Source organism: Streptomyces sp. NPDC049597 (assembly GCF_040675505.1).
Taxonomy (GTDB): domain Bacteria; phylum Actinomycetota; class Actinomycetes; order Streptomycetales; family Streptomycetaceae; genus Streptomyces.
The window spans coordinates 441,997-468,417 of sequence record NZ_JBFAOY010000001.1; the positions used below are offsets into that span (position 1 = coordinate 441,997).

Sequence of the window (26,421 nt, forward strand, 5' to 3'; positions counted from 1 at the left end):
GCCGTACGAAAGAGCAGAGGACGGGCCGTTCAGCCCGCCGTGACCGAGGACTTCAGCTCGCCGTCGGGCCCGGCCAGCAGCACCGGGGTGGACGCGCCGCCCAGGTCCCGTACGGCGGCGCGGTCCGCGTCGGACGCGGTGTCCGCCTCGGAGACGACGGCCGCGGCCTCCAGGGACTTCGCGCCGGACGCCACGGCCATCGCCACCGCGGTCTGCAGGGCGCTGAGGTTCAGCGAGTCCAGCGCCACGGTCCCGGCGACGTACGTCCGCCCGGTCTCGTCGCGCACGGCGGCACCCTCGGGCACACCGTTGCGGGCCCGGGCGCTGCGGGCCAGCGTGATGATCTTGCGGTCCTCGGGGCCGAGGTCGGTGCTCTGCGTCATGCTCCGAGCATAGATCGGCCCCGAGTCCCCACCGACGTCAGCCCTGGACGCCCTTGACGAACTTGTCGCCGACACGGGTGACGATGTCGGCGAAGCCGGTCTGCGCGGCGGGGCTGCCGTCGTTCAGGAACGCGACACGCGTGAGGCCGGTGCCCTGGTGGGCGACAAGCAGGTTCGAGTTCAGCGCGATGCCGGGAGCGACCTCAAGAGACATCGAGAAGGTGGAGGAGGCCTCACCGACCTTCGCGGTCCCGTCGATCCGCTTGATCTTGACCGGGACCTTCGCGCCCTCCATGTCGAAGGAGACGGTGGAGCAGGCGGCAAGAGCCGTGTCGATCGCCTTGACGTAGTCAGCAGCACCGGTGCCGGCGAACGTGGCGATGTTCTGGTTCAGCTGGGACTTGCCGTCCTTGTGCTTGAAGTCGGCACTCCCGCCATCGGTCGCGCCCTTGATCTTGGCCCCCACCAAGTCGGCGAGCGGCTGGCACTCGGGCTTGTCCGCCTTCGGGGCGGCGTCGTCGGAGGCCGGGACCTTGGTGGCCGTCCAGCCGGCCGGCAGGTCGCCGGCCTCGACGAAGGCGGCCTTCATCTGCTCGGCCGTCAGCGGCTCCGTGGACGCCTTGTCCTCGGCGGGCTTCTGCGACGCCGAGTCCTTGGCGGAGGACGAGTCCGTCTTCTTGTCGCCCTCGCTGCCGCAGGCGGCGGCCGTGAAACACAGAGCGGAGACCGTGAGTGCCGCGGCGACGCCGTGACGGATGCGCATACGCATGAAAGTGCTTCTCCCCATGGGAAATCAGCTCGTTGGGGAGCTTCCCCCCTCCCCTGATGACGAGCAGACAATACACAGAACCCGAGGTCATCCCGCCACTGGATACATCGCCCCGCGCCGGCCCTCCGGACCCGCCAGCCACTCCAGCTTCGCGGCCGTGTCCACCGTCGCGTCCGGTGCGGGTGTGTGCATCACGATCACGAGGTCCGGGCGGGCGGGGACGCGGAGCTGGGTCGACTCCAGCACCAGCCGGCCGGCCAGCGGGTGCTCCATCTCCTTGCGGATCTGGCCGCCGGGCGCGATGTCACGCCGCTCCCACAGTTCGGTGAACTCGGGGCTGACCGCCTTCGCCTGTGCCACGACCTCCCGGAAGCCCTCGTCGTCCGGGCACTCGGAGCAGGCCGCCCGGAACTGGGCGACCAACTGCGGGCCCACCTCTTCCCAACCGCGGCTGCGGGCGCGGTAGACCGGGTCCGTGAAGAACGCGAGCAGACAGTTCCGGACGACGCCGGGACGCATGCCGAGGACCGCCGCCGCCGCGTCGTTGTACCGCACGATGTTCCAGTAGACGTCCATGATGTGCGCGGGGTACGGCATCCACGCGTCGATCAGCCGCCGCAGCCCCGCGCACATGTCCCTGCCGCCCGGATCCACCTCGGCCGGGGGCGGGTTGAGGCCGGCGAGGGCGTACAGGTGGCGGCGTTCGGCACTGCTGAGCCTCAGCACCCGGCTCACCGAGTCGAGCACCTGGGGGGAGACGGTGATGTCCCGGCCCTGCTCCAGCCACTGGTACCAGGAGACGCCGACGCCCGCGAGGACCGCGACCTCCTCCCGGCGCAGCCCCGGGGTGCGGCGGCGGGCGCCGCCGTCCGGCAGACCCGCCTCGGCCGGGGTGATCCGCGCGCGCCTGCTCATCAGGAACTCGCGCAGCTCGGCGAGCCGGTGCGCCTTCATCGGGTCCTGTTCGGCCGACGCGCCCACGTACTCCCCCTGTCCGTAAGCCCGGTGGTGCGGCCAACAGGATAAGTTCGCGCTCCCCACCGGTGTTCCGGCCGCCCGAAGGTGTGTCGTGCTCCCCGCCGGCCAGGCGGAGGAACCCTCGGCTAGGCCCGGTCCAGGCGGAGGCGTTCCGCACGCGGGAGGCCCGCCACCACCAAGTCGTACGAGTCCTCGATCAGCTCCCGGACCATCCGGTCCGGGAGCCCTCCCACCGTCACCGTGTTCCAGTGGCGCTTGTTCATGTGCCACCCCGGCACGATCGCCGCGTGCTCCGCACGCAGCTGAACCGCCAGGTCCGGCTCGCACTTGAGGTTCACCGTCAGCGGCTCGGCGTCCAGCGCGCTGAGGGCGAACATCTTCCCCAGCACCTTGAACACCGACGTCTCGGGACCGAACGGGAACTCCTCCACCGCCGCGTCGAAGCCGAGGCAGAACGCCCGCAGGTCCTGCGCCTTCATCCCATCGCCCCTTCTTCCGCCGGCCTCTCCACCGGCTCCGACAGCACCGTGACGATCTTGTTCCGCCGGCCTGCCGGCGACTCGGCGGTCAGCCGCAGGGCGCGGCCGTCCGGCAGGTCCACCACCGCACGCGCGCCCGCGATCGGTACGCGGCCCAGTGCCTTGGCGAGCAGACCGCCGACCGTCTCGACGTCCTCGTCGTCGAGCTCGTCGGCCCCGAGGCCGTACAGCTCGCCGAGGTCGCCGATGTCGAGCCGCGCGGTGACCCGGAAGCGGCCGTCGCCGAGCTCCTCGACCGGCGGCGCCTCGCGGTCGTACTCGTCGGTGATCTCGCCGACGATCTCCTCCAGGATGTCCTCGATCGTGACGATGCCCGCCGTGCCGCCGTACTCGTCGATGACGACGGCGACGTGGTTGCGCTTCTGCTGCATCTCGCGCAGGAGGTCGCCCGCGTTCTTCGTGTCCGGGACGAACATCGCGGGCCGCATCGCCGTGGAGACCGGGTCGGCCTCCGCGTCGCGGTTGATGTGCGTCTTGCGGACCAGGTCCTTGAGGTAGACGACGCCGACGATGTCGTCCTCGTTGTCCCCGGTGACGGGGATGCGGGAGAAGCCCGAGCGCAGCGCCAGAGTCAGCGCCTGCCGCACGGTCTTGAACCGCTCGATGGACACGAGGTCGGTGCGCGGCACCATCACCTCGCGGACCAGGGTGTCGCCGAGTTCGAAGACGGAGTGCACCATCCGGCGCTCGTCGTCCTCGATCAGCGACTCCTGCTCGGCGAGGTCGACCAGGGCCCGCAGCTCGGCCTCGGAGGCGAACGGGCCCTTGCGGAAGCCCTTTCCGGGGGTCAGCGCGTTGCCGATGAGGATCAGCAGCTGCGGGACGGGGCCCATGACCCGGGCCAGCGGCAGCAGGACGTACGCCGCGGCGGTCGCGGTGTTGAGCGGGTGCTGGCGCCCGATGGTGCGCGGGGAGACGCCGACGGCGACGTAACTGACGAGCACCATCACGGCGATGGCGACGAGCAGCGCCGACCAGGTCTCCTCGAACTCCTCCAGGCACACGTACGTGACGAGCACACCGGCCGCCATCTCGCAGGCGACCCGGACGAGCAGGGCGACGTTGAGGTAGCGGGTGGGGTCGGCGGCGACCTGCTCCAGCTTGGCGGCGCCGCGCCGCCCCGACCGTACGGCCTCGGCGGCGCGGAAGCTGGACACCCGGGCGAGACCGGCCTCCGCGCAGGCGGCGAGCCAGGCGACGACGACCAGCGCGACGGCGCCCGCGATCAGTTGGCCGGTCATGAGACGGTCGGCGCCGGGGACGGGCCGGTGAGGCCCTTCTCCGCCCGCCAGCCGTCGACGATCGCGGCCTGCAGACCGAACATCTCGGCCTTCTCGTCCGGCTCCTCATGGTCGTAACCGAGCAGGTGCAGCACCCCGTGGACGGTCAGGAGCTGGAGCTCCTCGTCCATGGAGTGCCGCGTCGGCGCCTCTTCGCCCTGCTTCCTGGCGACCTCGGGGCAGAGCACGATGTCACCGAGGAGCCCCTGCGGGGGCTCCTCGTCGTCCTTGGACGGCGGACGGAGTTCGTCCATGGGGAAGGACATGACATCGGTCGGGCCCGGCAGGTCCATCCACTGCATGTGCAGCTGCTCCATGGCCTCGGCGTCCACCACGATCACCGAGAGCTCGGAGAGCGGGTGGATACGCATCCGCGCGAGCGCGTAGCGGGCGACGTCGAGGATCGCCTGCTCGTCGACCTCGGTTCCGGACTCGTTGTTGACGTCGATCGACATGGTGCGGCTGTTCTACTTCCCGTTGCGGCTGTCGTACTGCTCGTACGCGTCGACGATACGGCCGACCAGCTTGTGCCGTACGACATCCTGCGAGGTGAGCAGCGAGAAGTGCACGTCGTCGACCCCGTCCAGGATCTCCCGGACCTGACGCAGACCGCTCTTGGTGCCGCCCGGCAGGTCGACCTGCGTCACGTCACCGGTGATCACGATCTTGGAATCGAAGCCGAGCCGCGTGAGGAACATCTTCATCTGCTCGGGGTTCGTGTTCTGGGCCTCGTCGAGGATGATGAACGCGTCGTTGAGCGTGCGGCCGCGCATGTACGCGAGGGGCGCGACCTCGATGGTGCCCGCGGCCATCAGGCGCGGGATCGAGTCGGGGTCGAGCATGTCGTGCAGCGCGTCGTAGAGCGGGCGCAGATACGGGTCGATCTTCTCGTACAGCGTGCCGGGCAGGAAGCCGAGGCGCTCACCGGCCTCGACGGCGGGCCGGGTCAGGATGATGCGGTTGACCTGCTTGGACTGCAGCGCCTGCACGGCCTTGGCCATGGCGAGGTACGTCTTGCCCGTGCCGGCGGGGCCGATGCCGAACACCACCGTGTGCTTGTCGATCGCGTCGACGTACCGCTTCTGGTTCAGCGTCTTCGGGCGGATGGTGCGGCCCCGGCTGGAGAGGATGTTCTGGGTGAGCACCTCCGACGGGGTCTCGACGGCCTTGCCCCCGGTCTCCTCCCTGAGCATGGCGATGGAGCGTTCCACTGCGTCCTCCGTCATCGGTTGCCCGGTGCGGAGCACGAGCATCATCTCGTCGAACAGGCGCTGGATCAGAGCGACTTCCGTGGCGTCACCGACCGCGCTGATCTCGTTGCCGCGGACATGGATGTCTGCCGCCGGGAAGGCCTTTTCGATCACGCGCAGCAAAGCATCGCCAGAGCCGAGGACCGTCACCATCGGATGCTTGGCGGGGACGGTGAAGTGGGCTCGCGCCTGCCCCGGCGCTGGGGTCTGGGCTGTGGGTGTCTGAGTCATGGGCCGGCTCTGTGGCCTGCACATACCTCCCGTTGCAGGGTTCTCGCTGGTCGACAACCTCTGGACCATCCAGGGTACGACGTGTCACTGACAGGACCGAGGGCTTTTCCGCCGGGAGGGGGGCCGGGCCCGGGGGGCGGGCCGCGACCGGCGGCAGGCCGGGAAGGGGGCGGACCGGGAAAGGGGGGGCGGGCCGGGCTCAGCCGTTGCGGCCGAAGCCGATCGTGGGGACGGCCCGGCGCAGCGGCCACGGCCGGGCCGCCTCGGGCAGCAGGTCCTCCAGGAAGGCGTAGCGGCGCAGCGCGGCGGGATCCTGGTCCGGGAGGCGCTGCACCGACTGCCACCAGGCCGCGATCTCCGACCAGCCCGGCGCGGAGAGCGATCCGCCGAACTCCTGCACCGACAGCGCCGCGGTCAGCCCGGCGAAGGCGAGACGGTCGGCGAGCGGCCAGCCGGCGAGGGTGCCCGTGACGAAGCCCGCCACGAACACGTCACCGGCGCCGGTCGGGTCCAGCGCCTCCACCTCGATGGCCGGGACCTGCGCGCTCTCGCCGGTCGCACCGTCCACGGCGTACGCGCCCTCGGCACCCAGCGTGACGACCGCGAGCCGGACGTGCTCCGTCAGGGCCTGGGCGGCGGCGAGCGGGCACTCGGTGCGGGTGTAGCGCATCGCCTCGTCGGCGTTGGGCAGGAACGCCTCGCAGTGCTCCAGGTCGGCGAGGTCGGCCGGGTCCCAGCGGCCGCTCTCGTCCCAGCCGACGTCCGCGAAGACCCGGGTGCCCTTGCGGGCGGCCTGGGCGATCCACTCGGCCCGGTCGGGGGCGAGGGAGGCGATCGCCGCGCGCGCGGGCGGCGGGCACTGAGGGGCGGACTCGGCCGGAGGCGCCTCGTGTCCGTGGGACACCATGGTGCGCTCGCCCTCGTAGGCCATGGAGACGGTGACGGGCGAGTGCCAGCCCGGGACGGTGCGGGACAGGGTGAGGTCGATGCCCTCGCCCTGTTCCAGCGCGTCCCAGCAGTACTCGCCGTAGTGGTCGTCGCCGAAGGCCGCGGCCAGGGACGTGCGCAGCCCGAGGCGGGCGAGTGCGGTGGCCATGTTCGCGACGCCGCCGGGGCTGGAGCCCATGCCGGTCGCCCAGGACTCCGTGCCGCGGACCGGCGCGGAGTCGAGGCCGGTGAAGATGATGTCGAGGAAGACGCTGCCCGTGAGGTAGACGTCGCACGGCGGATCGGCAGGCGTGCGCAGGGCGGCCAGGGGGTCCAGGCCGGCCGCCGTGTACAGGTGCTGTCCGTCGCGAATGGTCACCGTGCGCGCTCCGAGTACGTGGTGCGGATATCAGGCCAGTCTGCCCGAAACCACGCGGCGCATTGACGTTCCAGGGGGGACGCGGTCACGTCCCCCGGGGCGGCGTGCTTCGCCGGCCCCGCGGCGCCCGCGCCCACGGCGTCCGTGCCGCTCGCCCGGGCGGGTCGCCGCGGACGCGCGCGGCGAGGGCGGACAGGCCCGTGCTCCCCGCCCCCGGCGTCCAGGTGGATGGACGACGACGTCAGAGCGGCGGCACGGGACGCAGGATGCCGAGCAGCATCCGCACCAGTTCGTCGACCAGTTCGTCGAGCGTCGCGTCCACCCATCCGGCGCTCCAGTCGTGCAGCAGGCCGTTGACGCTGCCGATGAACGCCGCCGCGGCGATCCGGTAGTCACGCGGCTCGGCCTCGCCCCGCTGCACCGCCCGCGCCGCCTCGGCGCAGATGAAGTCCACCCAGCGGGCCCGCCGGGCCAGCCGCTGACGCTCCATCGCCGGGCTCACTCCGACGATCTCGGTGAAGGTGATGCGGATACGCCGCGGATCACCGGTCACGTTCGCCGCGTACGCCCGGAAGACCGCCGTCGCCCGCTCCGCCACCGGCAGGCCCTCCGCCTGCGCGAGCGCGGCCAGCGCCGCCTCCTCGGCCCAGTCGTTGACCTGGAGATGGAGCGCCGCGAGCACGTCCTCCAGCGTGCGGAACTCCTCGTAGAACTGCCGGGTCGACAGCCCCGCCGCCTCGCTCAGCGCCGCGACCGTCGTCGCCCGGTAGCCCGGGCTGTCCCCGAACAGCCGCAGGCCCGCGTCGAGGAACCGCTGCCGCCGCTCGGCCTGCCGCTCCTCGGCCGATCTGCCCCCGTAACGGCCCCTCGGGGCCTTGAGTCTGCCCGCCAATGACCCTCCCTCATAGACCGGCCCATTTTGTCGTGTCCACAGTCTTGTGGAGTGTCCCACCACTCGTTACTTTCCAGTAGCCCAATCTGAACGAGTTCGTATTCAGACTGCGCCCGGTGCTCGGACCGGCCGCCTGCCCGGAAGGAAGGACCATGTCTTTGTCCAGCACCAGGCGGACGGCAGGCGCGATCGCCGCCGCCCTGGCCCTCGCGGCCGGCGCCGCGCTCCCGGCCCACGCGGAGGCCACGACGGGTACGGCGGACACGACGGGTACGGCGGGGTCGCGGAACGCGGAGAGCGGGGCCGCGCTGCGCGAGGTCATGTTCGTCGGCAACAACTGGGACGGGACCGCCGATGTCATCGAGGCCCAGGGGGACTTCCGGCGGATCGCCCGGGTGAACGTCATCCCGGACAAGGAGGAGCGGCTGCGGGAGATCCACCTCGACCCCGTCAAGCTCGCCTTCTTCCTCGGCGTCCGGCAGGGCCCCGGTGAGGGGCACGACCAGTTCGTCGACGACATGTACGCGACGCCGGACGGCACGGCCATGGTCGTCTCCCGGCCGAGCTTCGCCGACGTCGTCTCCGTCGACCTCACCACCGGCGGACTCAACTGGCGTTTCCCGGTGTCCGGTTTCCGCGCCGACCACATGGCGGTCTCCCCCGACGGCACGCGCGTCGCCGTCTCCGCGTCGACCTCCGACACCGTGCACGTCCTCGACATCACCACCGGCCGGGAGACCGGCTCCTTCGCGACCGGCGACAAGCCGCACGAGAACGTCTTCACCGACGGCGGCAGGTACCTGTGGAACATGTCGATCGGCGAGGTCACCACCCCGCTCGACGCGCCCTGGCTGGACTGGACGAAGGGCGACCGCCGGATCACCGTCGTCGACGCGCGGACGTACCAGCGGGTCAAGGTGATCGACATGCGTCAGCGCCTGGACGACTTCGGCCGCCGGGACCTCTCCGACGCGGTCCGTCCCGTCGCGTTCACACCGGACGAGTCCCGGCTGTACTTCCAGGTGTCGTTCTTCAACGGCTTCGTCGAGTACGACGTCGCCGCAGACAAGGTCACCCGCGTGAAGGAACTGCCGAAGAACCCGGCGACCAGCGAGGACCGCACCACCTGGGTCAACGACTCACGCCACCACGGCATGTCGATGAGCCCCCGGGGCGACAAGCTCTGCGTCGCCGGGACGATGGACGACTACGCGACGATCGTCGACCGCGCCACGCTCCGAGAGAGCCCGGCGGTTGCGGCCTCGAAGCCGTACTGGGCCACGGTCAGCGGCGACGGCAGATCGTGCGTCATCTCGGAGAGCGGCGCGGACGCCGTCACCGCGATCGACTTCGCGACCGGCCGCAAGGTCGCGACCGTGGCCGTCGGCGACCATCCGCAGCGGGTCCGCATCGCCCGTGTCCAGGCCGACTGGACGGGACCGGCGGCGAGCGGCTGACCGCTCGTCAGCCGCGCCCGAAGTCGTAGGCCGCCACCTCGGCGAGATACCGGGCCCGCAACTCCTCCTCGTCGTCGAGGAACGACGCCAGGAAGGAGTTGCGGGCCAGTTCGCGCAGTTCCTCGTCGCCGAGCGGCAACGTCTCGCGCACGGCGCGGAAGTTGTCGCCGACGTAGCCCCCGAAGTAGGCGGGGTCGTCCGAGTTGACCGTGCACATCAGGCCGGCGGCCATCATCCTGGGCAGCGGATGGTCCGCGAGCGTGTCGACGGTCCGCAGCCGGACGTTGGACAGCGGGCACAGCGTCAGCGGCACCCGCTCCCGCACCAGCCGCGCCACCAGGTCGGGGTCCTCCATGGAGCGCAGCCCGTGGTCGATCCGCTCGACGCCGAGGACGTCCAGCGCCTCGCGGACGTACGCGGCCGGGCCCTCCTCCCCCGCGTGCGCGACCCGGCGCAGCCCGAGGGCCGCCGCCGCCTTGTAGACCTCCCGGAACTTCGACGGCGGGTGCCCGACCTCCGCCGAGTCGAGACCGACGCCCGTGATCCGGCGCAGATACGGCTCCGCCTCCCGCAGCGTCGCCATCGCGGACTCGGCCGGCTCGTCGCGCAGGAAGCACATGATCAGGCGCGTGGAGACGCCGTGCCGGTCGCGGGCTCCGTCCAGCGCTCGTCCGAGGCCCTCGATCACCGTGCCGATCGGGACGCCGCGGGCGGTGTGCGCCTGCGGGTCGAAGAAGATCTCCGCGTGGCGTACGCCCTGGGCGGCGGCACGCGCGAGATAGGCGTCCGCCAGCTCGGCGAAGTCGTCCTCGGTGCGCAGCACGGCCATCAGCCCGTAGTACAGGTCGAGGAACGACTGGAGGTCCTTGAAGTCGTAGGCGCCGCGCAGTTCGGCGGTGTCCGCGAAGGGGAGTTCGACGCCGTTGCGCGCGGCGAGGGCGAAGGCGAGCTCGGGCTCCAGGGTGCCTTCGATGTGAAGGTGCAGTTCGGCCTTGGGGAGGGGCATGACCCGATTCTAGGCCGCGGTGCCTTCAGGAGCGCTTGGGCACGGGGATGCGCCACAGGTCCCGGGCGACGGTCAACTCGCCGTCGAACCCGGCGGCGCGGGCCTGGCGCTCGAAGGTGTCGGCGGCGTCCGTGTAGCGCTGCGAGAAGTGCGTGAGGACGAGGTGCCGTACGCCCGCCTCGTGGGCGGCCCGGCCGGCCTGACCGGCGGTCAGATGACCGTGCTCGGTGGCCAGCCGCACGTCCTCGTCCAGGAACGTGGACTCGATGACCAGCATGTCGCAGCCCTCGGCGAGCGCGTGGACGCCGTCGCAGAGCCGGGTGTCCATGACGAACGCGAACCGCTGCCCGCGGCGGACCTCGCTGACGTCGTCCAGCGTGACGCCGCCGAGCGCCCCCTCGCGCTGGAGCCGGCCGACGTCCGGGCCCTTGATGCCGTGCGCGGCGAGCCGCTCGGGCAGTATCCGGCGGCCGTCCGGCTCGACGAGCCGGTAACCGTAGGACTCGACGGGGTGGGACAGCCGGTACGCCTCCAGGGTGTACGCGTCGGCCCGTGCGAGGACGCCGTCGGCGGCGACGGGCGTCTCGACGAGGCGCACGGTCTCGCGGTAGGCCGTCGCGTACCGCAGCCGGTCGAAGAAGCGCCGGCCGACGGCGGGGTAGTGGGCGACGACCGGGTGCGGGACCTGGTCGAGGTTGATCCGCTGGATCACCCCGGCCAGGCCCAGGGAGTGGTCGCCGTGGAAGTGCGTGACGCAGATCCGGTCGATGTCGTGCGCGGACACGCCGGCGCGCAGCATCTGCCGCTGGGTGCCCTCGCCGGGGTCGAAGAGGATGCCCTCGCCGTCCCAGCGCAGCAGATAGCCGTTGTGGTTGCGGTGCCGGGTCGGGACCTGGCTGGCGGTGCCGAGCACCACCAGTTCACGGACGGACACTGCGCTGCCCCGCCCCTATCCGGGGGGCCACTCGAGGCCGCGGCCGCCGAGCACGTGGGCGTGGGCGTGGAAGACGGTCTGCCCGGCACCGGAGCCGGTGTTGAAGACGACGCGGTAGCCGGTCGCGTCGGCCTTCTCGTCGGCGGCGACCTCACCGGCCTCCCGCAGCACGTCGGCGGCGAGCTCCGGCGCGGCGGAGGCGAGGGTGGCGGCGTCGCGGTAGTGGGCCCTGGGGATGACCAGGACGTGGGTGGGCGCCTGGGGGTTGATGTCCCGGAAGGCGACGGTGGTCGCGGTCTCGCGCACGATGGTGGCGGGGACCTCCCCTGCGGCGATCTTGCAGAACAGGCAGTCCGGCTGCGGTTCTCCGGCCATGCGGGGGCGCCTCCTCGCGGGTGGGTGTCACTGCTGACGGCATGCTATCGGCCGTGCGCGGGCGCGCGGGGCGCCGGGCCCACGCCTCGGGCCCGCTGCGCGGGGCGCCTTCCCCACCCCGCCCTTTCCCGTAACCGGGCTCCGCCCGGACCCGGGGACCGCGCTTCGCGCGGTGTCCTCAAGCGCCGGACGGGCTGATTTCGCTCCGCGAAATCCAGCCCCGCCCGCGCTTGAGGCGCTGGGCCTCCACGCCCGCAGGGCGTAGGAGGACGGTCCGTGGCAGAGCCCCCGGTCACGGGAATGGGCGTACCACCCACGGCCGCCGGGCCGTAGGGGGGAAGGTCCGGGGCCGGAGCCCCCGGTCACGGGAATGGGCGTACCACCCACGGCCGCCAGACCGTAGGGGGAGGGCCCGGGCCCGGAGCCCCCGGTTACGAGACGGGCGTACCACCCACGGCCGCTAGACCGTAGGGGGAGGGCCCGGGGCCGGAGCCCCCGGTCACGGGAATGGGGGTACCACCCACGGCCGCCAGACCGTAGGAGGAGGCCCGGGGCCCGGGGCCCCCGTTACGGGAATGGGCGTACCACCCACAGCCGCCAGGCCGTAGGGGAAGGGCCCGGGACCCGGAGCCCCCGGTTACAGGACGGGCGTACCGCCCACAGCCGCCAGGCCATAGGGGGGCGGGGTGGGGAAAGGCCCGCCGCAGGCGCCGCCGCCCCCGGTCACGGCAGCGCGGGCGGCGTCTTCGCCCCCGTCTCCTCCAGCGCCGACAGCGCCATCCGGATCGCCTCGTCCAGCTGCGGGTCCCGTCCCGCCGCGTGGTCCTGGGGCGTCGGCACCACCTCCACGTCCGGGTCCACGCCGCGGTTCTCCACGTCCCAGCCGTAACCCTCCAGCCAGAAGGCGTACTTGGGCTGGGTCACCAGCGTGCCGTCGACCAGGGAGTAGCGGCTGTCGATGCCCACCACACCGCCCCACGTGCGCGTGCCCACCACCGGGCCGATGCCGAGCGCCTTGATCGCCGCGTTCACGATGTCGCCGTCCGAGCCGGAGAACTCGTTCGCCACGGCCACCACCGGCCCCCGGGGAGCGTCCAGCGGGTAGCTGGACGGCTGCATCCCTCGCGGCAGGTCCCAGCCCACGATGCGGCGGGCCAGCTTCTCGACGACGAGCTGCGACGTGTGGCCGCCGCGGTTCTCGCGCACGTCGACGACCAGACCCTCGCGCGCCACCTCCACCCTCAGGTCACGGTGGATCTGGGCCCAGCCGGGCGCCTGCATGTCCGGGACATGGAGGTAGCCGAGACGGCCCCCCGACTTCTCGTGGACGTACGCCCGCCGGTCAGCCACCCAGGCGTGGTACCGCAGCGGCTCCTCGTCGGCGAGGGGCACCACCACCGCGTGGCGCGGGTCGCCGCCCCCCGCCGGGGACACGGTGAGTTCGACGGGCTTGCCCGCCGAGCCGACGAGCAGCGGCCCGGGGCCCCGCACGGAGTCGACGGGCCGCCCGTCCACGGCGACGATCGCGTCCCCCGCGCGCAGTGCGACGCCCGGCGCCGCGAGCGGTGATTGGGCGTGCGGGTCGGACGTCTCCGAGGGCAGGATGCGGTCGATCCGCCAGGTCCCGTCCTCCGCGCGGCAGATGTCCGCGCCGAGCAGCCCCTGCCGGGTCGCGCCGCTGCCGTAGCCGCCTGACGGCATGACGTACGCGTGCGAGGTGCCGAGTTCGCCGTGCACCTCCCACAGCAGGTCGACCAGGTCGTCATGGGTGGCGACGCGGGCCAGCACCGGCCGGTACCGCTCCAGCACCGCGTCCCAGTCGACGCCGCCGAGATCGGCGCGCCAGAACTGGTCGCGCATCAATCGCCCGGCCTCGTCGTACATCTGCCGCCACTCGGCGGCCGGGTCGATCGTCCGGCGCACGCGGCTGAGGTCGACGGTGATGTTGGTGTCGGAGTCCTCGTCGCGGGAGGCGCGCCGGTCGCTGGGGACGACCTTGAGCTTGTCGTCGGTGTGGAGCAGGATCCGCTTGCCGTCACCGCTGACGCGGAAGTAGTCGGCGTCCCCGCAGAGTTCCTCGATGTGCTGCTGGACCAGGTCGTACCGCTCCAGCGCGGTCTTCGGGCCGGGGTCGTCGGGCGTGGCACGGGCCGCGCCGAGGACTCCGCGCAGTGGGTGCCGCAGCCACAGCAGCCCGTCCTTCGCGGCGCGCAGCGTCGAATAACGGGCGGCCTCGACGGGGAACGGCACTATGCGGTCCGCGAGTCCGTCGAGGTCGATACGGGTGACGGGCGCGGCGCCCTCGTCCGCCGCGGAGTCGGACGGACCGTCTTTGTCCGGGTCGAAGGCCCGCCCGTGCCGCTGCGGCCCGAACGGCGAGGGCGTCGTGGCGGCCAGCGTGATCAGGTGCGGCCGGCAGCCGCCGATGAAGGCGAGGTCGAAGACGTGCGTGTCGTAGACCGGGTCGAAGGACCGCTCGGAGAGGAAGGCGAGGTGCTTGCCGTCGAGCGTGAAGGCGGGCTGGAAGTCCTTGAACCGCAGCGGTGTCGCCTCGGAGACCGTCAGGTCGCCGGTGTTGGCGAGTTTGATCTGGCGCAGCGGGCTGGGGCCGGGGTGCGACCAGGCGAGCCAGGCCGAGTCGGGTGAGAAGACGAGCCCTGTGGCGTCGCCGTGCTCGCCGCGGTCGACCTCGCGGACCTCGCCGGACTCGCGCTCGACGAGGAGCACCCGGCCGTCGTGCGAGGCGACGGCCGCGCGGCTGCCGTCGGGCGCGACGGCGAGGCTGAGAACGCGGCCGATCCGGCCGGCGGCGAGCCTGCGGGGCGTGGCGCCCGCGGCGGGCCCGGTCGCCGGCGCGAACTCGAGCGCGTCGTCCCCCTCGGCGTCGGTCACCCAGACGACGTGCTCCTCGCCGTCCACGCGGAACGTGCGCGGCAGCCGGGACCGCACGCCGGGCTCCACGGCGAGCGAACGCGCGGGCCCTCCGCGGTGGGTGACCCAGTGGATGCCGCCGCGGACCTCGACGGCGCTGCCGCGGCCGGTGTGGTCGGGGGCGGCGTCGCCGAGGTTGTGGTCGGCGTCGACGGGGCGGGAGCGCAGATCGGTGCGCTGACCGCCGAGCCTGATGTCGAGCCGGCGCGGCTCGGCGCCGGCCAGGTCGTCGAGGATCCACAGCTCGCCGGCGCAGGTGTAGACGACGCGGGTGCCGTCGGTGGCGGCCTGGCGGGCGTAGAAGCCCTCGATGTCGGTGTGCCGGCGAAGGTCGGAGCCGTCGGGCAGCGAGGAGTACAGCGCGCCGACTCCCTCGTGGTCGGACAGGAACGCGATCCGCTCGCCGACCCACAGGGGGTACTCGATGTTGCCGTCGACGCCCTCGTGGAGGCGTACGAACTCTCCGTCACCCGCCGCGTCGATCCACAACTTGCCCGCGGTACCGCCGCGGTAGCGCTTCCACGCCGCGGCCTCACGTCCCATCGTCGCCGAGAGCAACAGCGTCTGCGGCCCGAAGGCGACGTCGCCGACGGGCCCGTAGGGCAGGGTGGCGGCGGGGCCGCCGTCGAGGGGGACGGCCTGCGCCCAGGTGCGGCGCAACGACGCCTGCCCGTGGGTCGTGAGCGCGAGCACGTGGCCGTCCGGGGTCCAGCCGCGTACGGAGGTCTTGTAGCTGCCCCAGTGGGTCAGGCGGTCCGACGGCCCGCCGTCGAGGGGCGCGACGTGCACCTCGGGCGCGCCGTCGCGATACGAGGTCCAGGCGATGCGCGTGCCGTCGGGCGAGATTCTCGGATGGTTCACGGGCACGTCGTCGGCGCTGACGCGCCACGCGCGGCCGCCGTCGAGCGGCGCCACCCAGACGTCGTCCTCGGCGGTGAAGGCGATCGACTCGCCGTGCAGATGGGGAAACCGGAGGTAGGCAGGGTGCGTCACACCGTCACCCTAGGCAGGCGGAGGGCCCCCGCGTGAGGCTTTGGATCACTTGGCCGGAACGGCGGTCACGGTGACGGTCTCGGTGACGGTGACCGTGGGGCCCGGCCGGGGCGGCGCGCTGGTCCCGGGGCCCCTCGTGCCGGGCGCGGTGCTGCTCGGCGCGGCGGAGCAGTCGCCGAGCATGGTGGCCTGGAAGGCGACCTTCCCGTCGATCCGGGCGGTCAGATCCCCCCGTACGCACTGTCCGGCGCGCTCGTCGGTCACCTTGCCCTTGATGGTGATGACCTGGCCGGATTCGGTCTCTCCCCGGCAGTCGACCGTCGCGCTGCCCGGCGCCGGGGTGGTGGCCGTGGGGCTCGCCACCCTGTTCACGGTGGCGGTGCAGCTGAGCCACGCCACGTCGACGGTCAGCCGTTCCAGCGTGGCGGTCGCGGTCCGGTCGGTGGTGACGGCCACGGCGGCGGAGTCGAGCCCGCCGGCGGCCGGGTCGCAGGCGGCGAGGCCCGCGACGGCGATTGCGCAGGCGCCGGTGGCGACCACGGCTCTGAGCACACTCATGGGTGGCAGCGTGCCATCCACGAGGGCGCGGGAAAAGGACGGTTGCGGCCAGCGTGGTGCGCGTACGGTCCGTCCACGACCAGGAGGACCAGCCGCACACGCCGGCCGGCCGTCGGCCATGCGGCGGTGTTCCGCCGGGCGGTGCGCCACACGCCTACGCGCGTCAGGCGCGGTCCGGTCGCTGCCGCGGCGGGCTGAGCCAATGCCGCCCGGTGACGGGCCGTCACCCGGCCGGGCCGGCTGCCGCGGGCGGTCCCGCCACGCGGCCCCTCCTGCTCAGGACCAGCGGCCCGTGCGTCCCAGCAGCAGGGCAGTCGCCGCGGTTCCGGCGGTCGACGTGCGCAGCACGCTGCGACCCAGGCGGAACGGTTTGGCACCCGCCTCCGCGAACGCCTCCAGCTCCTGCGGGGACACGCCGCCCTCCGGGCCGACGACCAGCACGATCGAGCCCTTTTCGGGGAGTTCGGCGGTGGCCAGCGGCTCCGCGCCCTCCTCGTGCAGCACGGCCGCGAAGTCCGCGGCCGCCAGCAGCGCGGCCACCTGCTTGGTCGTCGCCGCCTCCGCGATCTCGGGGAAGCGCAGCCTGCGGGACTGCTTGCCCGCCTCCCGCGCGGTGGAACGCCATTTGGCCAGCGACTTGGCCCCGCGCTCGCCCTTCCACTGCGTGATGCAGCGCGCGGCCGCCCACGGCACGACGGCGTCCACGCCCGTCTCGGTCATCGTCTCCACGGCGAGTTCGCCGCGGTCACCCTTGGGCAGCGCCTGGACGACGGTGATCCTCGGCGCCGGTTCCGGCTCGGCCGGGCACTCCCGCACCTCGATCGTCAGCCGGTCCTTGCCCTCGGTGGCCAGCACGGTGCCTGCGGCTCCGCGGCCCTGACCGTCCGTCAGGACGATCTCCTCACCCGCCTGCAGCCGCCGTACGGACACGGCATGCCGTCCCTCGGGGCCGTCCAGGGTGACGACGCCGCCCGGCGCGACGCCTTCGAGCGACTCGACGACGAAGACGGGGGCGGTCATCGCGCACCCCCCATCGCCAACGCGGCGCGCGCGGAGTCGAGTTCCGCGACGAGGACCTCCACCAGCCGCCCGGCGGGCAGCTCGCGGGCCAACCGGTGGCCCTGCCCGGCCCACAGCGCCATGCCCTGCGGGTCCCCCGCCTTCGCCGCCGCCTTGCGCAGCCCGCTCGTCAGGTGGTGGACCTCGGGGTAGGCGGCGGGGGCGTACGGGCCGTGCTCGTGCATGAAGCGGTTCACCAGCCCGCGCGCCGGCCGCCCGGAGAAGGCACGGGTCAACGCGGTGCGGGCGAAGAGGGGATTGGTCATGGCCTGTTTGTGGAGGGCGTTCGCCCCGGACTCGGGACAGACGAGGAACGCCGTGCCGAGCTGCGCGGCGCTCGCTCCCGCCGCCAGCACCGCGGCGATCTGAGCGCCCCGCATCAGGCCTCCGGCCGCGACGACCGGCAGGTGCACCGCCTCGCGCACCAGGGGGATCAGGGAGAGCAGCCCGATGCCGGAGCCGTCCGCGGCCGGGTCGTCGCGGTGCGTTCCCTGGTGGCCGCCCGCCTCGATGCCCTGCACGCACACGGCGTCGGCACCCGCCCACTGCGCGGCCTGCGCCTCCTCCGGCGTGGTGACGGTGACCACCGTGACCGTGCCGGCGGCGGACAGGGCGGCGAGCGCGTCGCGCGAAGGGCAGCCGAAGGTGAAGGAGACGACCGGGACGGGGTCGTCGACCAGGATCGCGAGCTTGGCCTCGTAGCCGTCGTCCCGCCCCGCGTCGGGGTCGCCCAGCGGGGTCTCGTACCAGGAGGACTCACCGGCGAGCTGATGCCGGTAGACCTCGACGGCAGCCGGGTCGGCCGTGCCGGGCTGCGGCATGAACAGATTGACGCCGAAGGGGCTCGCGGTGCGGCTGCGGATCTGTTTGATCTCCTGGTACATGCCGTCCGCCGTCTTGTACCCGGCGGCGAGGAACCCGAGCCCGCCGGCGTCGGACACGGCGGCGGCGAGCTCCGGACAGGACGCACCCCCCGCCATGGGGGCCTGCACTATCGGATAACGGCAAAGACCGGTCAGCGCGGACGACATGCACGCATCGTCGCATGCCCCGGTCCCCCGACCGAATCGAGGATTCCGCCCCGCTGGGCCGGGCCGGGTGGCGCTTGCGGCGCCCTGTCCCTCCCACGCCTGTTCCCCCTGAACGGGGGCGTCCGCCCGACCCCCTGGGTGGACCCGCAGCGCCTCGATCCCCCTACGGCCTGGCGGCCGTGGTTCGTACCCCGTCTCTCGTCACCGGGGTGCGCCCCGGAGCCGTACCGTCCTTCGCGCGGTGTTCGCCGGCTGCGCCCGAACACCGCGCCTCAACCGCGGACGGGCCGGCTCTGCCCGCGGCACGTCCGGCCCGGCCGACCGGTGGGGAGACACCCCGCACCTCACACCCCGGCAGACCTGGATTTCGCGGGGGAGATCCCGCCCGTCCGGGCCTCTCCCACGGCCGCCAGGCCACAGGAGAGGTTCGACGGCACCGCGCGAAGCGTGCTGCGGGATCCAGGGGCAGAGCCCCCGGTCCCGGGAGGGACGGGGTGGGGAACCCCACGGGCTAACGCCCGTTGAACGCGTCCTTCAGACGCGAGAACAGACCCTGCTGCCCCGGCTGGAACTGGCCCGTCGGCCGCTCCTCGCCCCGCAGCTTCGCCAGGTCCCGCAGCAGCCGTTCCTGCTCCGGGTCCAGCTTCGTCGGCGTCGTCACCTCGACGTGGACGATCAGGTCGCCCCGGCCGCCTCCGCGCAGGTGCGTGATGCCGCGCCCGTGCAGCGGGATCGACTGGCCGGACTGCGTGCCGGGCCGGATGTCGACCTCCTCGATGCCGTCGAGCGTCTCCAGCGGGCACTTCGTGCCCAGCGCCGCCGCCGTCATGGGGATCGTCACCGTGCAGTGCAGGTCGTCGCCGCGTCGCTGGAAGACCGGGTGCGCGATCTCGTGGATCTCGACGTACAGGTCACCGGCGGGGCCGCCGCCCGGGCCGACCTCGCCCTCTCCGGCCAGCTGGATGCGCGTGCCGTTGTCGACACCCGCGGGGATCTTGACGGTGAGCGTGCGGCGCGACCGGATCCGGCCGTCTCCCGCGCACTCCGGGCACGGGGTCGGCACGACGGTGCCGAAGCCCTGGCACTGCGGGCACGGACGGGAGGTCATGACCTGGCCCAGGAAGGACCGCGTGACCTGCGAGACCTCGCCGCGGCCGCGGCACATGTCACAGGTCTGCGCGGAGGTGCCCGGCGCCGCGCCCTCGCCGGAGCACGTCGTGCACACCACGGCCGTGTCGACCTGGATGTCCTTGGTCGTGCCGAAGGCCGCCTCGTTGAGCTCGACCTCCAGGCGGATCATGGCGTCCTGGCCGCGCCGCGTACGCGAACGGGGCCCGCGCTGCGACGCCGTTCCGAAGAAGGCGTCCATGATGTCGGAGAAGTTCCCGAAGCCGCCCGCGCCGAAGCCGCCCGCACCACCGCCGCCGGCCTGGGACAGCGGGTCGCCGCCGAGGTCGTAGACCTGCTTCTTCTGCGGGTCCGAGAGCACCTCGTACGCCGCGTTGATCTCCTTGAAGCGCTCCTGCGTCTTCGGGTCCGGATTCACGTCCGGGTGGAGTTCACGCGCGAGGCGGCGGAAGGCCTTCTTGATCTCGTCCTGCGATGCGTCGCGGCGCACGCCGAGTACGGCGTAGTAGTCCGTGGCCACTTACGACTCCGCCAGGATCTGTCCGACGTAACGTGCCACTGCGCGTACCGCTCCCATCGTTCCGGGGTAGTCCATGCGGGTCGGTCCGACCACGCCGAGTTTGGCGACTGCCTCGCCGCCCGAACCGTAGCCGACCGAGACGACGGACGTGGAGTTCAGTCCCTCGTGGGCATTCTCATGCCCGATCCTCACGGTCACGCCCGATTCCTTGGCCTCGCCGAGCAGCTTGAGCAGCACGACGTGCTCCTCCAGCGCCTCCAGCACCGGCCTGATCGTCAGGGGGAAGTCGTGTCCGAAGCGGGTGAGATTGGCGGTGCCGCCGATCATCAGCCGCTCCTCGGTCTCCTCGACCAGCGTCTCCAGCAGGGTCGCGAGCACGGTGGAGACCGTGCCGCGGTCCTCCGTCTCGAAGGACTCGGGCAGGTCCTGCACCAGCTGCGGCACGTCCGTGAAGCGGCGGCCGACGACGCGGCTGTTGAGCCGGGCCCGCAGGTCGGCCAGCGACGTCTCGCCGAACGGCGCGGGGCAGTCGACCATCCGCTGCTCGACCCGGCCGGTGTCCGTGATCAGTACGAGCATCAGCCGGGCGGGCGCCAGCGACAGCAGCTCCACGTGCCGGACGGTCGAGCGGGTCAGCGAGGGGTACTGGACGACGGCGACCTGCCGGGTCAGCTGCGCGAGCAGGCGGACCGTGCGGCCCACGACGTCGTCGAGGTCGACGGCTCCGTCCAGGAAGTTCTGGATGGCCCGGCGCTCGGGGGACGACAGCGGCTTGACGCCGGCCAGCTTGTCGACGAACAGCCGGTAGCCCTTGTCCGTGGGGATGCGGCCGGCGCTGGTGTGGGGCTGGGCGATGTAGCCCTCCTCCTCCAGCACGGCCATGTCGTTGCGGACGGTGGCCGGGGAGACACCGAGCTTGTGGCGTTCCGTCAGCGCCTTGGAACCGACGGGCTCCTCGGTGCCGACGTAGTCCTGGACGATGGCGCGCAGGACTTCGAGCCTGCGTTCGCTGAGCATCGCGCGCACCTCCAGCTGCCGGTCCTTGGTGTGTCCTGGCACTCGATACGGCCGAGTGCCAGCTTCCCCCGGCCAGTGTACGGCGGCGGGGTACGCCCCTAGCAAGGGCGGCCGACCACGCTACCGCGAGACCTGTGCTGGTCGATGCGGATAGCGTCGCCGTATGGACGCCGCTTGGGAAGACTTCGGGTGGGAACGGCTGGCCGACGGAGTCGGCCGGCGCAGGTTGCCGGCCTGGGACGCGACCGTCGGCCTCGTGCTGGGCGAGCAGCACGTCCTGCTGTACGACACGGGCTCGACGATCCGTGAGGGCGCCGAGCTCCGCGTCCAGGCGCAGGCGCTGGCGGGCGGACGCCGCGTGACGTACATCGCACTGAGCCACCCGCACTTCGATCATGTGCTGGGCACGGCGGCGTTCGCCGGTACGGAGATCTACGGGGCGGTCGGCGTGGACACGCTGCTGAGCCGCGAACGCGACGCGATCCGCGCCGACGCGGTGCGGCACGGTGTCCCGGCGGCCGCGGCGGCGGAGGCGGCCGATCTGCTGGCGCTGCCGCACCACCTGGTGAGCGGGGAGTGCACGCTCGACCTGGGCGGCCGCCGGGTGCTGCTGGCCAACGTCGGACCGGGCCACTCGGGCCACGACCTCGCCCTCTTCGTGCCCGGCGACCCCGAGGTCGTCTTCTGCGGCGACCTGGTGGAGGAGTCGGGCGAGCCGCAGGCGGGCCCGGACGCGATCACCTCGCGCTGGCCGGCGGCGCTCGACCGCCTGCTCGCGCTCGGCGGCGAGGACGCGCTGTACGTGCCGGGGCACGGCGCGGCGGTGGACGCGGCGTTCGTGCGGACGCAGCGTGACGAGCTGGCGGCGCGTTTCGGCGTGTCGTAGGGCGACCGGTCGTATCGTCATCCGACATGCGCAGCTACAGCCCTGACCTGACACCTCCGTGGAAGCGGTCGGCACCGGTCCCGGAGGTACCCGCGGAGCCCGATCTGGTGGTGGAGGAGGTCGCGACCGGCTTCTGCGGAGCGGTGATCCGCTGCGAGGCGGGCACCGTGACGCTGGAGGACCGCTTCGGCAAGCACCGGGTCTTCCCGCTGGAGCCGCGGGGCTTCCTGCTGGAGGGCAAGGTGGTCACGCTGGTCCGCCCGTCCGCGCCGGCGCCGGCCGTCCCCGCGCGTACGGCCTCGGGCTCGGTCGCGGTCCCCGGCACCCGTGCCCGGGTCGCCCGCGCCGGCCGGATCTACGTGGAGGGCCGCCACGACGCCGAACTCGTGGAACGGGTGTGGGGAGACGACCTGCGCATCGAGGGCGTGGTCGTGGAGTACCTGGACGGCATCGACGATCTCCAGTCGATCGTCGCCGAGTTCGCCCCGGGCCCGGACGCCCGCCTGGGCGTGCTGGTCGACCACCTGGTCGCCGGCTCCAAGGAGTCCCGGATCGCGGCTTCGGTGACCGACCCGCACGTGCTGGTCGTGGGCCACCCGTACATCGACGTGTGGGAGGCGGTGAAGCCGTCGTCGCTGGGCATCGCGGCGTGGCCGAGGATCCCGCACGGCGAGGACTGGAAGACGGGGGTGTGCCGGGCACTGGGCTGGCCGGACAACACGGGTGCGGCCTGGCAGCACATCCTGTCGCGTGTGCGGTCCTACAAGGACTTGGAGCCGGCGCTGCTGGGGCGGGTGGAGGAGCTGATCGACTTCGTCACGGAGCCTGCGTGACGTCCGGCAGGGTGCCGAAGTCCGAGGTGTCGAGCGTCAGGCCGAGGGCGTCGAGAGGGACTGGCTCTCCGAACTTGCTGGTTCGTTCCGTACGATAGTCGGCCTGCTCACCGCTGCCGCCGGGTTCGGTCAGCACCACGCACTTGGCAGCAGAGGGGTCGATGATCAGGTACGCGGGTACACCCCCGGCGGCGTAGATCGACCGCTTGGTCACGTAGTCACGGAGCTTGCTTGTCTTGGACACCACCTCGACCAGCATCGTGACGAGTGCGGAAGGCAACAGCCGACCGGGATGCGGGAGCCGCGTCCCGTGCCAGTACGACGAGGTCGGGCTGCGGCTCGCTGGCCTCTCGGAGGATGTCGACGTCCTGAGTCTGCAACCGGTGCCAGCGATCCCGAGGAATCGCGTCCTGAACAGATTGCACGAAGAGGGTTGTGGACCAGGTCCGGCCCCGCCGTCATCACGATTTCCCCCTGAGGAGCTCCACCTTGACCCCCTCGGGAACCTCGAGGCTCTCGAAGAACTCGGTCATCCGGTGATCATCCACAGCGGTCATCTCCGTGGCCCTCCACTTCCGCCGCGGCCTGTGAGCGGCAGCCTAGGCATCAGGGTAGGGGCCGCACCTGCGATCCGCAGCGGTTCCCCCGCCTGAGTGATCAGTCCACCAGGTCCCGCACCACCGCGTCCGCCAGCAGCCGCCCCCGCAGGGTCAGCACCGCGCGGCCCCGCGCGTAGGGGCCGGGGTCCAGGAGCCCGTCGGCGAGGGCGCGGCGCGCCGCAGCCAGGCCGGCGGGCCTGAGGAGATCGAGCGGGCAGCCGTCCCTCAGTCGCAGCTCCAGGAGGATCCGCTCCACCCGGCGGTCCTCCGCCGTCAGCACCTCACGGCCCGCACCGGGCGAGCGCCCCTGACCGAGCGCCGCCGCGTACGCGCCGGGGTGTTTCACGTTCCACCAGCGCACCCCGCCCACGTGACTGTGCGCTCCGGGGCCCGCGCCCCACCAGTCCGCGCCGCGCCAGTACAGCTCGTTGTGCAGGCAGCGGCCGGCCTGCGAGGTGGCCCAGTTGGAGACCTCGTACCAGTCGTATCCGGCGCCCGACAGCACCTCGTCCGCGATCAGGTAGCGGTCCGCGTGGACGTCGTCGTCGGTCATGGGGACCTCGCCGCGCCGGATGCGCCGCGCCAGCTGCGTGCCCTCCTCGACGATGAGCGCGTACGCCGACACATGGTCCGGTCCCGCGCCGACCGCCGCCTCCAGGGACGCCCGCCAGTCGTCGTCGCTCTCGCCCGGCGTGCCGTAGATCAGGTCGAGGTTGACGTGCTCGAAGCCCGCCGCCCGCGCCTCCGCGACGCACGCCTCCGGCCGGCCCGGCGTGTGCGTGCGGTCGAGCACCTTCAGCACGTGCTGCCGCGCGCTCTGCATGCCGAAGGAGATCCGGTTGAAGCCGCCGGCCCGCAGGGCCGCGAGATACTCCGGGCCGACCGACTCCGGGTTCGCCTCCGTGGTGATCTCCGCGTCGTCGGCGAGCCCGAACTCCTCCCGCACCGCGTCCAGCATCCGTACGAGGTCACCGGCCGCGAGCAGCGTCGGTGTGCCGCCGCCGACGAACACCGTCCGCACCGGGCGCGGGTCGTCGCCGAGGACCTTGCGGGCCAGCCGGATCTCGTCGGCGAGCGTCTCGGCGTAGTTGTCGCGGGACGCGAGCACGCCGCCCGAGCCGCGCAGCTCGGTCGCCGTGTAGGTGTTGAAGTCGCAGTAGCCGCAGCGCGTCGCGCAGTACGGCACGTGCAGGTAGAAGGCGAGCGGCCGCTCACCCGCGCCGTCGAGGGCGGACGCGGGCAGCGAGCCGTCCTCGGGCACGGGCTCGCCGTCGGGCAGTACGGAAGGCATGCCCCCCATTGTCCTTCACCCGCGGCGTCATCCCGCCTGGAGCACCAGCAGCGCCAGATCGTCCCCGGGCGGCGTCTGCGCGAACGCGTGCACCGCCGCCCTGATCCGTTCCGCCACGCCCTTCGCCGACAGCCCCGCGCACCCGGCGAGGACCGTCGCGAGACCGTCCCCGTCGTCGAACATGCGCGGTCCGGAGCGCCGCTCGGTCACCCCGTCCGTGACGCACAGCAGCGTCTCGCCCGGCGCCAGGTCGAACGTGCTGCTCCGGTACGCCACGTCGTCGACCACCCCGAGGAGCACCTGCGGCTCCGCGATCACGGTGACCGTCCCGTCGGGGCGCAGCAGCAGCGGCAGGGGGTGACCGGCGCTCGCGAGGGTGCACCGGGCGCCGCCGCGGCCGTCCGGGGAGGGCACGACCTCGCCGTAGAGCAGGGACAGGAAGCGGGAGTGCTGTCCGTCCGGCAGGCCGGGGCCGTGGCCGCCGGTGACGAGCAGGGCGGCGGCCTCGGCGGCCTCCATGGCGTCGTCGAGGAGCAGGCCGTTGAGCCGGTCGAGCACCTGGCCGACCTGGTAGCCCTCCCGTGCGAGGAGCCGCAGCCACGGGCGGGCCAGCCCGGTCACGACGGCGGCCTCGGGGCCGCTGCCCTGGACGTCGCCGAGCACGAAGCACCAGCGGCCGCTGGACCCGGCCGGGAAGACGTCGTAGAAGTCGCCTCCTGCCACGCCGTCCCCACTCGGCTCGTACACCAGGCAGGTGTCGACGCCGGGGATCTGCCCGACCTTGCTGGGCAGCAGCCCGCGCTGCAGGACGCGGCTGATGGTCGCCTGCCGGGTGTACTCGCGGGCGGCGCTGATCGCGAGCGCGACCCGGCGGGCGAAGTCCTCGACGAGGGCGGTCACTTCGTCGGGCAGCCGGGCGGCGTCCTGCTGGGCGACGACGAGCACGCCGAGCCCGCGCCCGCCGGCGGCCAGCCGGTAGGCGAGGGCCGCCCCGCTGCTGCCGTGGCCGCCCGCGTGCGCTCCCGGGACGCCCTCCCGGGACACGACCGGCCACGGGACGGGCACGGAGCCCTGGAAGCCCGGGTCGGGCGGTTTGGGCGCCTCCGTGCCGAGAGCCTCCCGCAGGTGTTCCACGGCGGACTCGTCGCGGTGCCAGACACCGGCGAGACGCGGCGCCGGGGCCGTGCGGCCGGGCTCGCGCAGCCCGTGCCGGCCGGTCTCGTCGTCGAGCCAGACCGCGCACCAGTCGGCGAGACGCGGCACGAGGAGCTGTCCGGCGAGGGCGGCGACCATGTTCTCGTCGAGCTGGCCGGCGAGCAGATCGGACGCCTCGGCCAGGAAGGAGGCGGCCCCGCCGCGGGCGAGCCATTCGTGGTCGTCCCGCCCCGGCGCGGGCTCCTCGGGACTGGCGCCGGCGACGGGCTCGGTCCTGTGCGGGTCCACGGGGTCGTCGCCGGTCCGCGGCCGGCTGCCCCGGCCGTCGAGCGGCAGCCGTGCCCATACGGTCTTGAGCGCGGCGCGGTAGGTGATGCCCCAGCGTTCGGCGAGGGCGGCGACGAGATGGAGGCCGCGTCCGTAGTCGGGGGTGCCGGACTGGTCGAAGCCGTGCGGATGGCTGTGGACGGGCCGGTCGGGATGGTGGTCGGAGACCTCGACGATCAGGGCGGCCGCGGTGTCGTCCTCTTCGGCGGGCTGCTCGTACCGGCACACGAGCTCGGCGGCCGTGCCCGCGTGGACGACGGCGTTGGTGACCAGCTCGCCTGCGACGAGGGCGGCGTCGTCCGCGAGCCGCTCGGGGCAGGGGGTGCCGGGCGGGCAGCCGCCGGCCGGGCCGTCGCAGCAGGAGCATGCGTCGAACAGCCCGAGTGCCGTCCACTCGGCGACGGCCGTGCGGACGAGGCGCCGCGCGGTGCCGGGAGCCAGAAGGTTCCCGGGCAGGCTGACGCGCACCCCCGCGCCGTCGGCGTCCGGCCACCCGGCGGACATGGGTGCGGGCCGGTTGCCGGTGTCCCGCTGCAACGGAATGGACCCCACGTGCGGCTCCTGGTCGGTGCTGTGTGCGCCGCTATGACACCGACAGGGTGACAGACTGAGCCCGTTCATAAGCACGGAGTCACCGAACTGGGTGGGGCCGTTTCATGTTTGCGCTGGTCGCGGGGGTGTGTTGCGAGGATC

General features: G+C 72.9%; 23 protein-coding genes and 1 pseudogene. 3 read left to right on the top strand and 21 right to left on the bottom strand.

The window, feature by feature from the left end; all coding sequences use genetic code 11:
- Nucleotides 1-29: 29 nt before the first annotated feature.
- From AB0K02_RS02045 to AB0K02_RS02085, 9 genes are all read right to left on the bottom strand, one after another.
- Nucleotides 30-383, bottom strand: coding sequence for a cytidine deaminase (locus AB0K02_RS02045; protein WP_307715570.1), 354 nt, complete (start codon nt 381-383; stop codon nt 30-32).
- A 37-nt stretch (nt 384-420) separates the two neighbouring features.
- Nucleotides 421-1,146 (bottom strand): hypothetical protein, encoded by a 726-nt coding sequence (locus AB0K02_RS02050; protein ID WP_365990391.1) that lies wholly within the window; start codon nt 1,144-1,146, stop codon nt 421-423.
- Between the two features lie 93 nt (nt 1,147-1,239).
- Nucleotides 1,240-2,106, bottom strand: a complete 867-nt coding sequence (locus AB0K02_RS02055) for a helix-turn-helix transcriptional regulator (RefSeq protein ID WP_365990731.1) — start codon at nt 2,104-2,106, stop codon at nt 1,240-1,242.
- A gap of 149 nt (nt 2,107-2,255) precedes the next feature.
- On the bottom strand, nt 2,256-2,609 hold the full coding sequence (locus tag AB0K02_RS02060; protein ID WP_365990392.1) for an MmcQ/YjbR family DNA-binding protein: 354 nt from the start codon (nt 2,607-2,609) through the stop codon (nt 2,256-2,258).
- On the bottom strand, nt 2,606-3,910 hold the full coding sequence (locus AB0K02_RS02065; protein WP_365990393.1) for a hemolysin family protein: 1,305 nt from the start codon (nt 3,908-3,910) through the stop codon (nt 2,606-2,608). Before AB0K02_RS02065 ends, AB0K02_RS02060 begins: the two co-directional genes overlap by 4 nt.
- Nucleotides 3,907-4,404: an rRNA maturation RNase YbeY gene (gene ybeY / locus AB0K02_RS02070; RefSeq protein ID WP_365990394.1), complete on the bottom strand. Its 498-nt coding sequence runs from the start codon at nt 4,402-4,404 to the stop codon at nt 3,907-3,909. Before ybeY ends, AB0K02_RS02065 begins: the two co-directional genes overlap by 4 nt.
- Nucleotides 4,405-4,416: 12 nt before the next feature.
- The gene (locus AB0K02_RS02075) at nt 4,417-5,430 is read right to left on the bottom strand and encodes a PhoH family protein (protein WP_365990395.1); all 1,014 of its coding nucleotides are present in this window, start codon (nt 5,428-5,430) and stop codon (nt 4,417-4,419) included.
- 199 nt (nt 5,431-5,629) lie between these two features.
- On the bottom strand, nt 5,630-6,736 hold the full coding sequence (locus tag AB0K02_RS02080; RefSeq protein WP_365990396.1) for a PfkB family carbohydrate kinase: 1,107 nt from the start codon (nt 6,734-6,736) through the stop codon (nt 5,630-5,632).
- Nucleotides 6,737-6,977: 241 nt separating this feature from the next.
- Entirely contained in the window at nt 6,978-7,628 is a 651-nt protein-coding gene (locus AB0K02_RS02085; RefSeq protein ID WP_365990397.1) for a TetR/AcrR family transcriptional regulator, read from the bottom strand.
- A gap of 152 nt (nt 7,629-7,780) precedes the next feature.
- On the opposite strand from AB0K02_RS02085, the gene AB0K02_RS02090 reads away from it, so the two are divergent.
- Nucleotides 7,781-9,085 (top strand): YncE family protein, encoded by a 1,305-nt coding sequence (locus AB0K02_RS02090; protein ID WP_365990398.1) that lies wholly within the window; start codon nt 7,781-7,783, stop codon nt 9,083-9,085.
- A gap of 7 nt (nt 9,086-9,092) precedes the next feature.
- Here the strand turns inward: AB0K02_RS02090 and AB0K02_RS02095 are convergent, their stop codons facing one another.
- The 9 genes from AB0K02_RS02095 to hrcA all read right to left on the bottom strand — a co-directional run bounded on the left by AB0K02_RS02095 (nt 9,093) and on the right by hrcA (nt 20,637).
- Nucleotides 9,093-10,091: an adenosine deaminase gene (locus AB0K02_RS02095; protein WP_365990399.1), complete on the bottom strand. Its 999-nt coding sequence runs from the start codon at nt 10,089-10,091 to the stop codon at nt 9,093-9,095.
- 25 nt (nt 10,092-10,116) lie between these two features.
- Nucleotides 10,117-11,025: a ribonuclease Z gene (locus tag AB0K02_RS02100; RefSeq protein WP_365990400.1), complete on the bottom strand. Its 909-nt coding sequence runs from the start codon at nt 11,023-11,025 to the stop codon at nt 10,117-10,119.
- Between the two features lie 15 nt (nt 11,026-11,040).
- Nucleotides 11,041-11,400 (bottom strand): histidine triad nucleotide-binding protein, encoded by a 360-nt coding sequence (locus AB0K02_RS02105; protein WP_365990401.1) that lies wholly within the window; start codon nt 11,398-11,400, stop codon nt 11,041-11,043.
- Between the two features lie 723 nt (nt 11,401-12,123).
- Nucleotides 12,124-15,324: a S41 family peptidase gene (locus AB0K02_RS02110; protein ID WP_365990402.1), complete on the bottom strand. Its 3,201-nt coding sequence runs from the start codon at nt 15,322-15,324 to the stop codon at nt 12,124-12,126.
- Between the two features lie 45 nt (nt 15,325-15,369).
- On the bottom strand, nt 15,370-15,882 hold the full coding sequence (locus AB0K02_RS02115; RefSeq protein ID WP_365990403.1) for a hypothetical protein: 513 nt from the start codon (nt 15,880-15,882) through the stop codon (nt 15,370-15,372).
- Between the two features lie 276 nt (nt 15,883-16,158).
- Nucleotides 16,159-16,902 carry a 16S rRNA (uracil(1498)-N(3))-methyltransferase gene (locus AB0K02_RS02120; protein WP_365990404.1) on the bottom strand — a complete coding sequence of 248 codons (744 nt, stop codon included), beginning with the start codon at nt 16,900-16,902 and terminating at the stop codon, nt 16,159-16,161.
- On the bottom strand, nt 16,899-17,972 hold the full coding sequence (locus tag AB0K02_RS02125; protein ID WP_365990405.1) for a nitronate monooxygenase: 1,074 nt from the start codon (nt 17,970-17,972) through the stop codon (nt 16,899-16,901). The genes AB0K02_RS02120 and AB0K02_RS02125 overlap by 4 nt, the downstream gene beginning before the upstream one ends.
- 511 nt (nt 17,973-18,483) lie before the next feature.
- Nucleotides 18,484-19,620 carry a molecular chaperone DnaJ gene (dnaJ, locus tag AB0K02_RS02130; protein WP_365990406.1) on the bottom strand — a complete coding sequence of 379 codons (1,137 nt, stop codon included), beginning with the start codon at nt 19,618-19,620 and terminating at the stop codon, nt 18,484-18,486.
- Nucleotides 19,621-20,637, bottom strand: coding sequence for a heat-inducible transcriptional repressor HrcA (gene hrcA / locus AB0K02_RS02135; RefSeq protein ID WP_365990732.1), 1,017 nt, complete (start codon nt 20,635-20,637; stop codon nt 19,621-19,623).
- A gap of 163 nt (nt 20,638-20,800) precedes the next feature.
- Here hrcA and AB0K02_RS02140 point away from each other — a divergent pair, with 163 nt between their 5' ends.
- A complete protein-coding gene (locus AB0K02_RS02140) occupies nt 20,801-21,523 on the top strand; it encodes an MBL fold metallo-hydrolase (RefSeq protein WP_365990407.1) in 723 nt (240 codons plus the stop codon).
- Between the two features lie 26 nt (nt 21,524-21,549).
- Nucleotides 21,550-22,356: a DUF3097 domain-containing protein gene (locus AB0K02_RS02145; protein ID WP_365990408.1), complete on the top strand. Its 807-nt coding sequence runs from the start codon at nt 21,550-21,552 to the stop codon at nt 22,354-22,356.
- Here AB0K02_RS02145 and AB0K02_RS02150 read toward each other — a convergent pair.
- From AB0K02_RS02150 to AB0K02_RS02160, 3 genes and pseudogenes are all read right to left on the bottom strand, one after another.
- Nucleotides 22,340-22,913, bottom strand: a pseudogene (locus tag AB0K02_RS02150) (Uma2 family endonuclease). The gene AB0K02_RS02145 and the pseudogene AB0K02_RS02150 overlap by 17 nt on opposite strands.
- A 100-nt stretch (nt 22,914-23,013) precedes the next feature.
- A complete protein-coding gene (hemW, locus tag AB0K02_RS02155; protein ID WP_365990409.1) occupies nt 23,014-24,246 on the bottom strand; it encodes a radical SAM family heme chaperone HemW in 1,233 nt (410 codons plus the stop codon).
- A gap of 27 nt (nt 24,247-24,273) precedes the next feature.
- Complete coding sequence (locus tag AB0K02_RS02160) at nt 24,274-26,232, bottom strand: ATP-binding SpoIIE family protein phosphatase (protein WP_365990733.1); 1,959 nt, start codon at nt 26,230-26,232, stop codon at nt 24,274-24,276.
- Between the last annotated feature and the right edge of the window lie 189 nt (nt 26,233-26,421).

Coding starts and splice junctions, on each gene's coding strand:
- AB0K02_RS02045 (WP_307715570.1), bottom strand. CDS start 383: ATGACGCAGAGCACCGACCTCGGCCCCGAGGACCGCAAGATCATCACG.
- AB0K02_RS02050 (WP_365990391.1), bottom strand. CDS start 1,146: ATGCGCATCCGTCACGGCGTCGCCGCGGCACTCACGGTCTCCGCTCTG.
- AB0K02_RS02055 (WP_365990731.1), bottom strand. CDS start 2,106: ATGAAGGCGCACCGGCTCGCCGAGCTGCGCGAGTTCCTGATGAGCAGG.
- AB0K02_RS02060 (WP_365990392.1), bottom strand. CDS start 2,609: ATGAAGGCGCAGGACCTGCGGGCGTTCTGCCTCGGCTTCGACGCGGCG.
- AB0K02_RS02065 (WP_365990393.1), bottom strand. CDS start 3,910: ATGACCGGCCAACTGATCGCGGGCGCCGTCGCGCTGGTCGTCGTCGCC.
- ybeY (WP_365990394.1), bottom strand. CDS start 4,404: ATGTCGATCGACGTCAACAACGAGTCCGGAACCGAGGTCGACGAGCAG.
- AB0K02_RS02075 (WP_365990395.1), bottom strand. CDS start 5,430: ATGACTCAGACACCCACAGCCCAGACCCCAGCGCCGGGGCAGGCGCGA.
- AB0K02_RS02090 (WP_365990398.1), top strand. CDS start 7,781: ATGTCTTTGTCCAGCACCAGGCGGACGGCAGGCGCGATCGCCGCCGCC.
- AB0K02_RS02095 (WP_365990399.1), bottom strand. CDS start 10,091: ATGCCCCTCCCCAAGGCCGAACTGCACCTTCACATCGAAGGCACCCTG.
- AB0K02_RS02105 (WP_365990401.1), bottom strand. CDS start 11,400: ATGGCCGGAGAACCGCAGCCGGACTGCCTGTTCTGCAAGATCGCCGCA.
- AB0K02_RS02115 (WP_365990403.1), bottom strand. CDS start 15,882: ATGAGTGTGCTCAGAGCCGTGGTCGCCACCGGCGCCTGCGCAATCGCC.
- AB0K02_RS02120 (WP_365990404.1), bottom strand. CDS start 16,902: ATGACCGCCCCCGTCTTCGTCGTCGAGTCGCTCGAAGGCGTCGCGCCG.
- AB0K02_RS02125 (WP_365990405.1), bottom strand. CDS start 17,972: ATGTCGTCCGCGCTGACCGGTCTTTGCCGTTATCCGATAGTGCAGGCC.
- hrcA (WP_365990732.1), bottom strand. CDS start 20,637: ATGCTCAGCGAACGCAGGCTCGAAGTCCTGCGCGCCATCGTCCAGGAC.
- AB0K02_RS02140 (WP_365990407.1), top strand. CDS start 20,801: ATGGACGCCGCTTGGGAAGACTTCGGGTGGGAACGGCTGGCCGACGGA.
- AB0K02_RS02145 (WP_365990408.1), top strand. CDS start 21,550: ATGCGCAGCTACAGCCCTGACCTGACACCTCCGTGGAAGCGGTCGGCA.
- hemW (WP_365990409.1), bottom strand. CDS start 24,246: ATGCCTTCCGTACTGCCCGACGGCGAGCCCGTGCCCGAGGACGGCTCG.
- AB0K02_RS02160 (WP_365990733.1), bottom strand. CDS start 26,232: ATGTCCGCCGGGTGGCCGGACGCCGACGGCGCGGGGGTGCGCGTCAGC.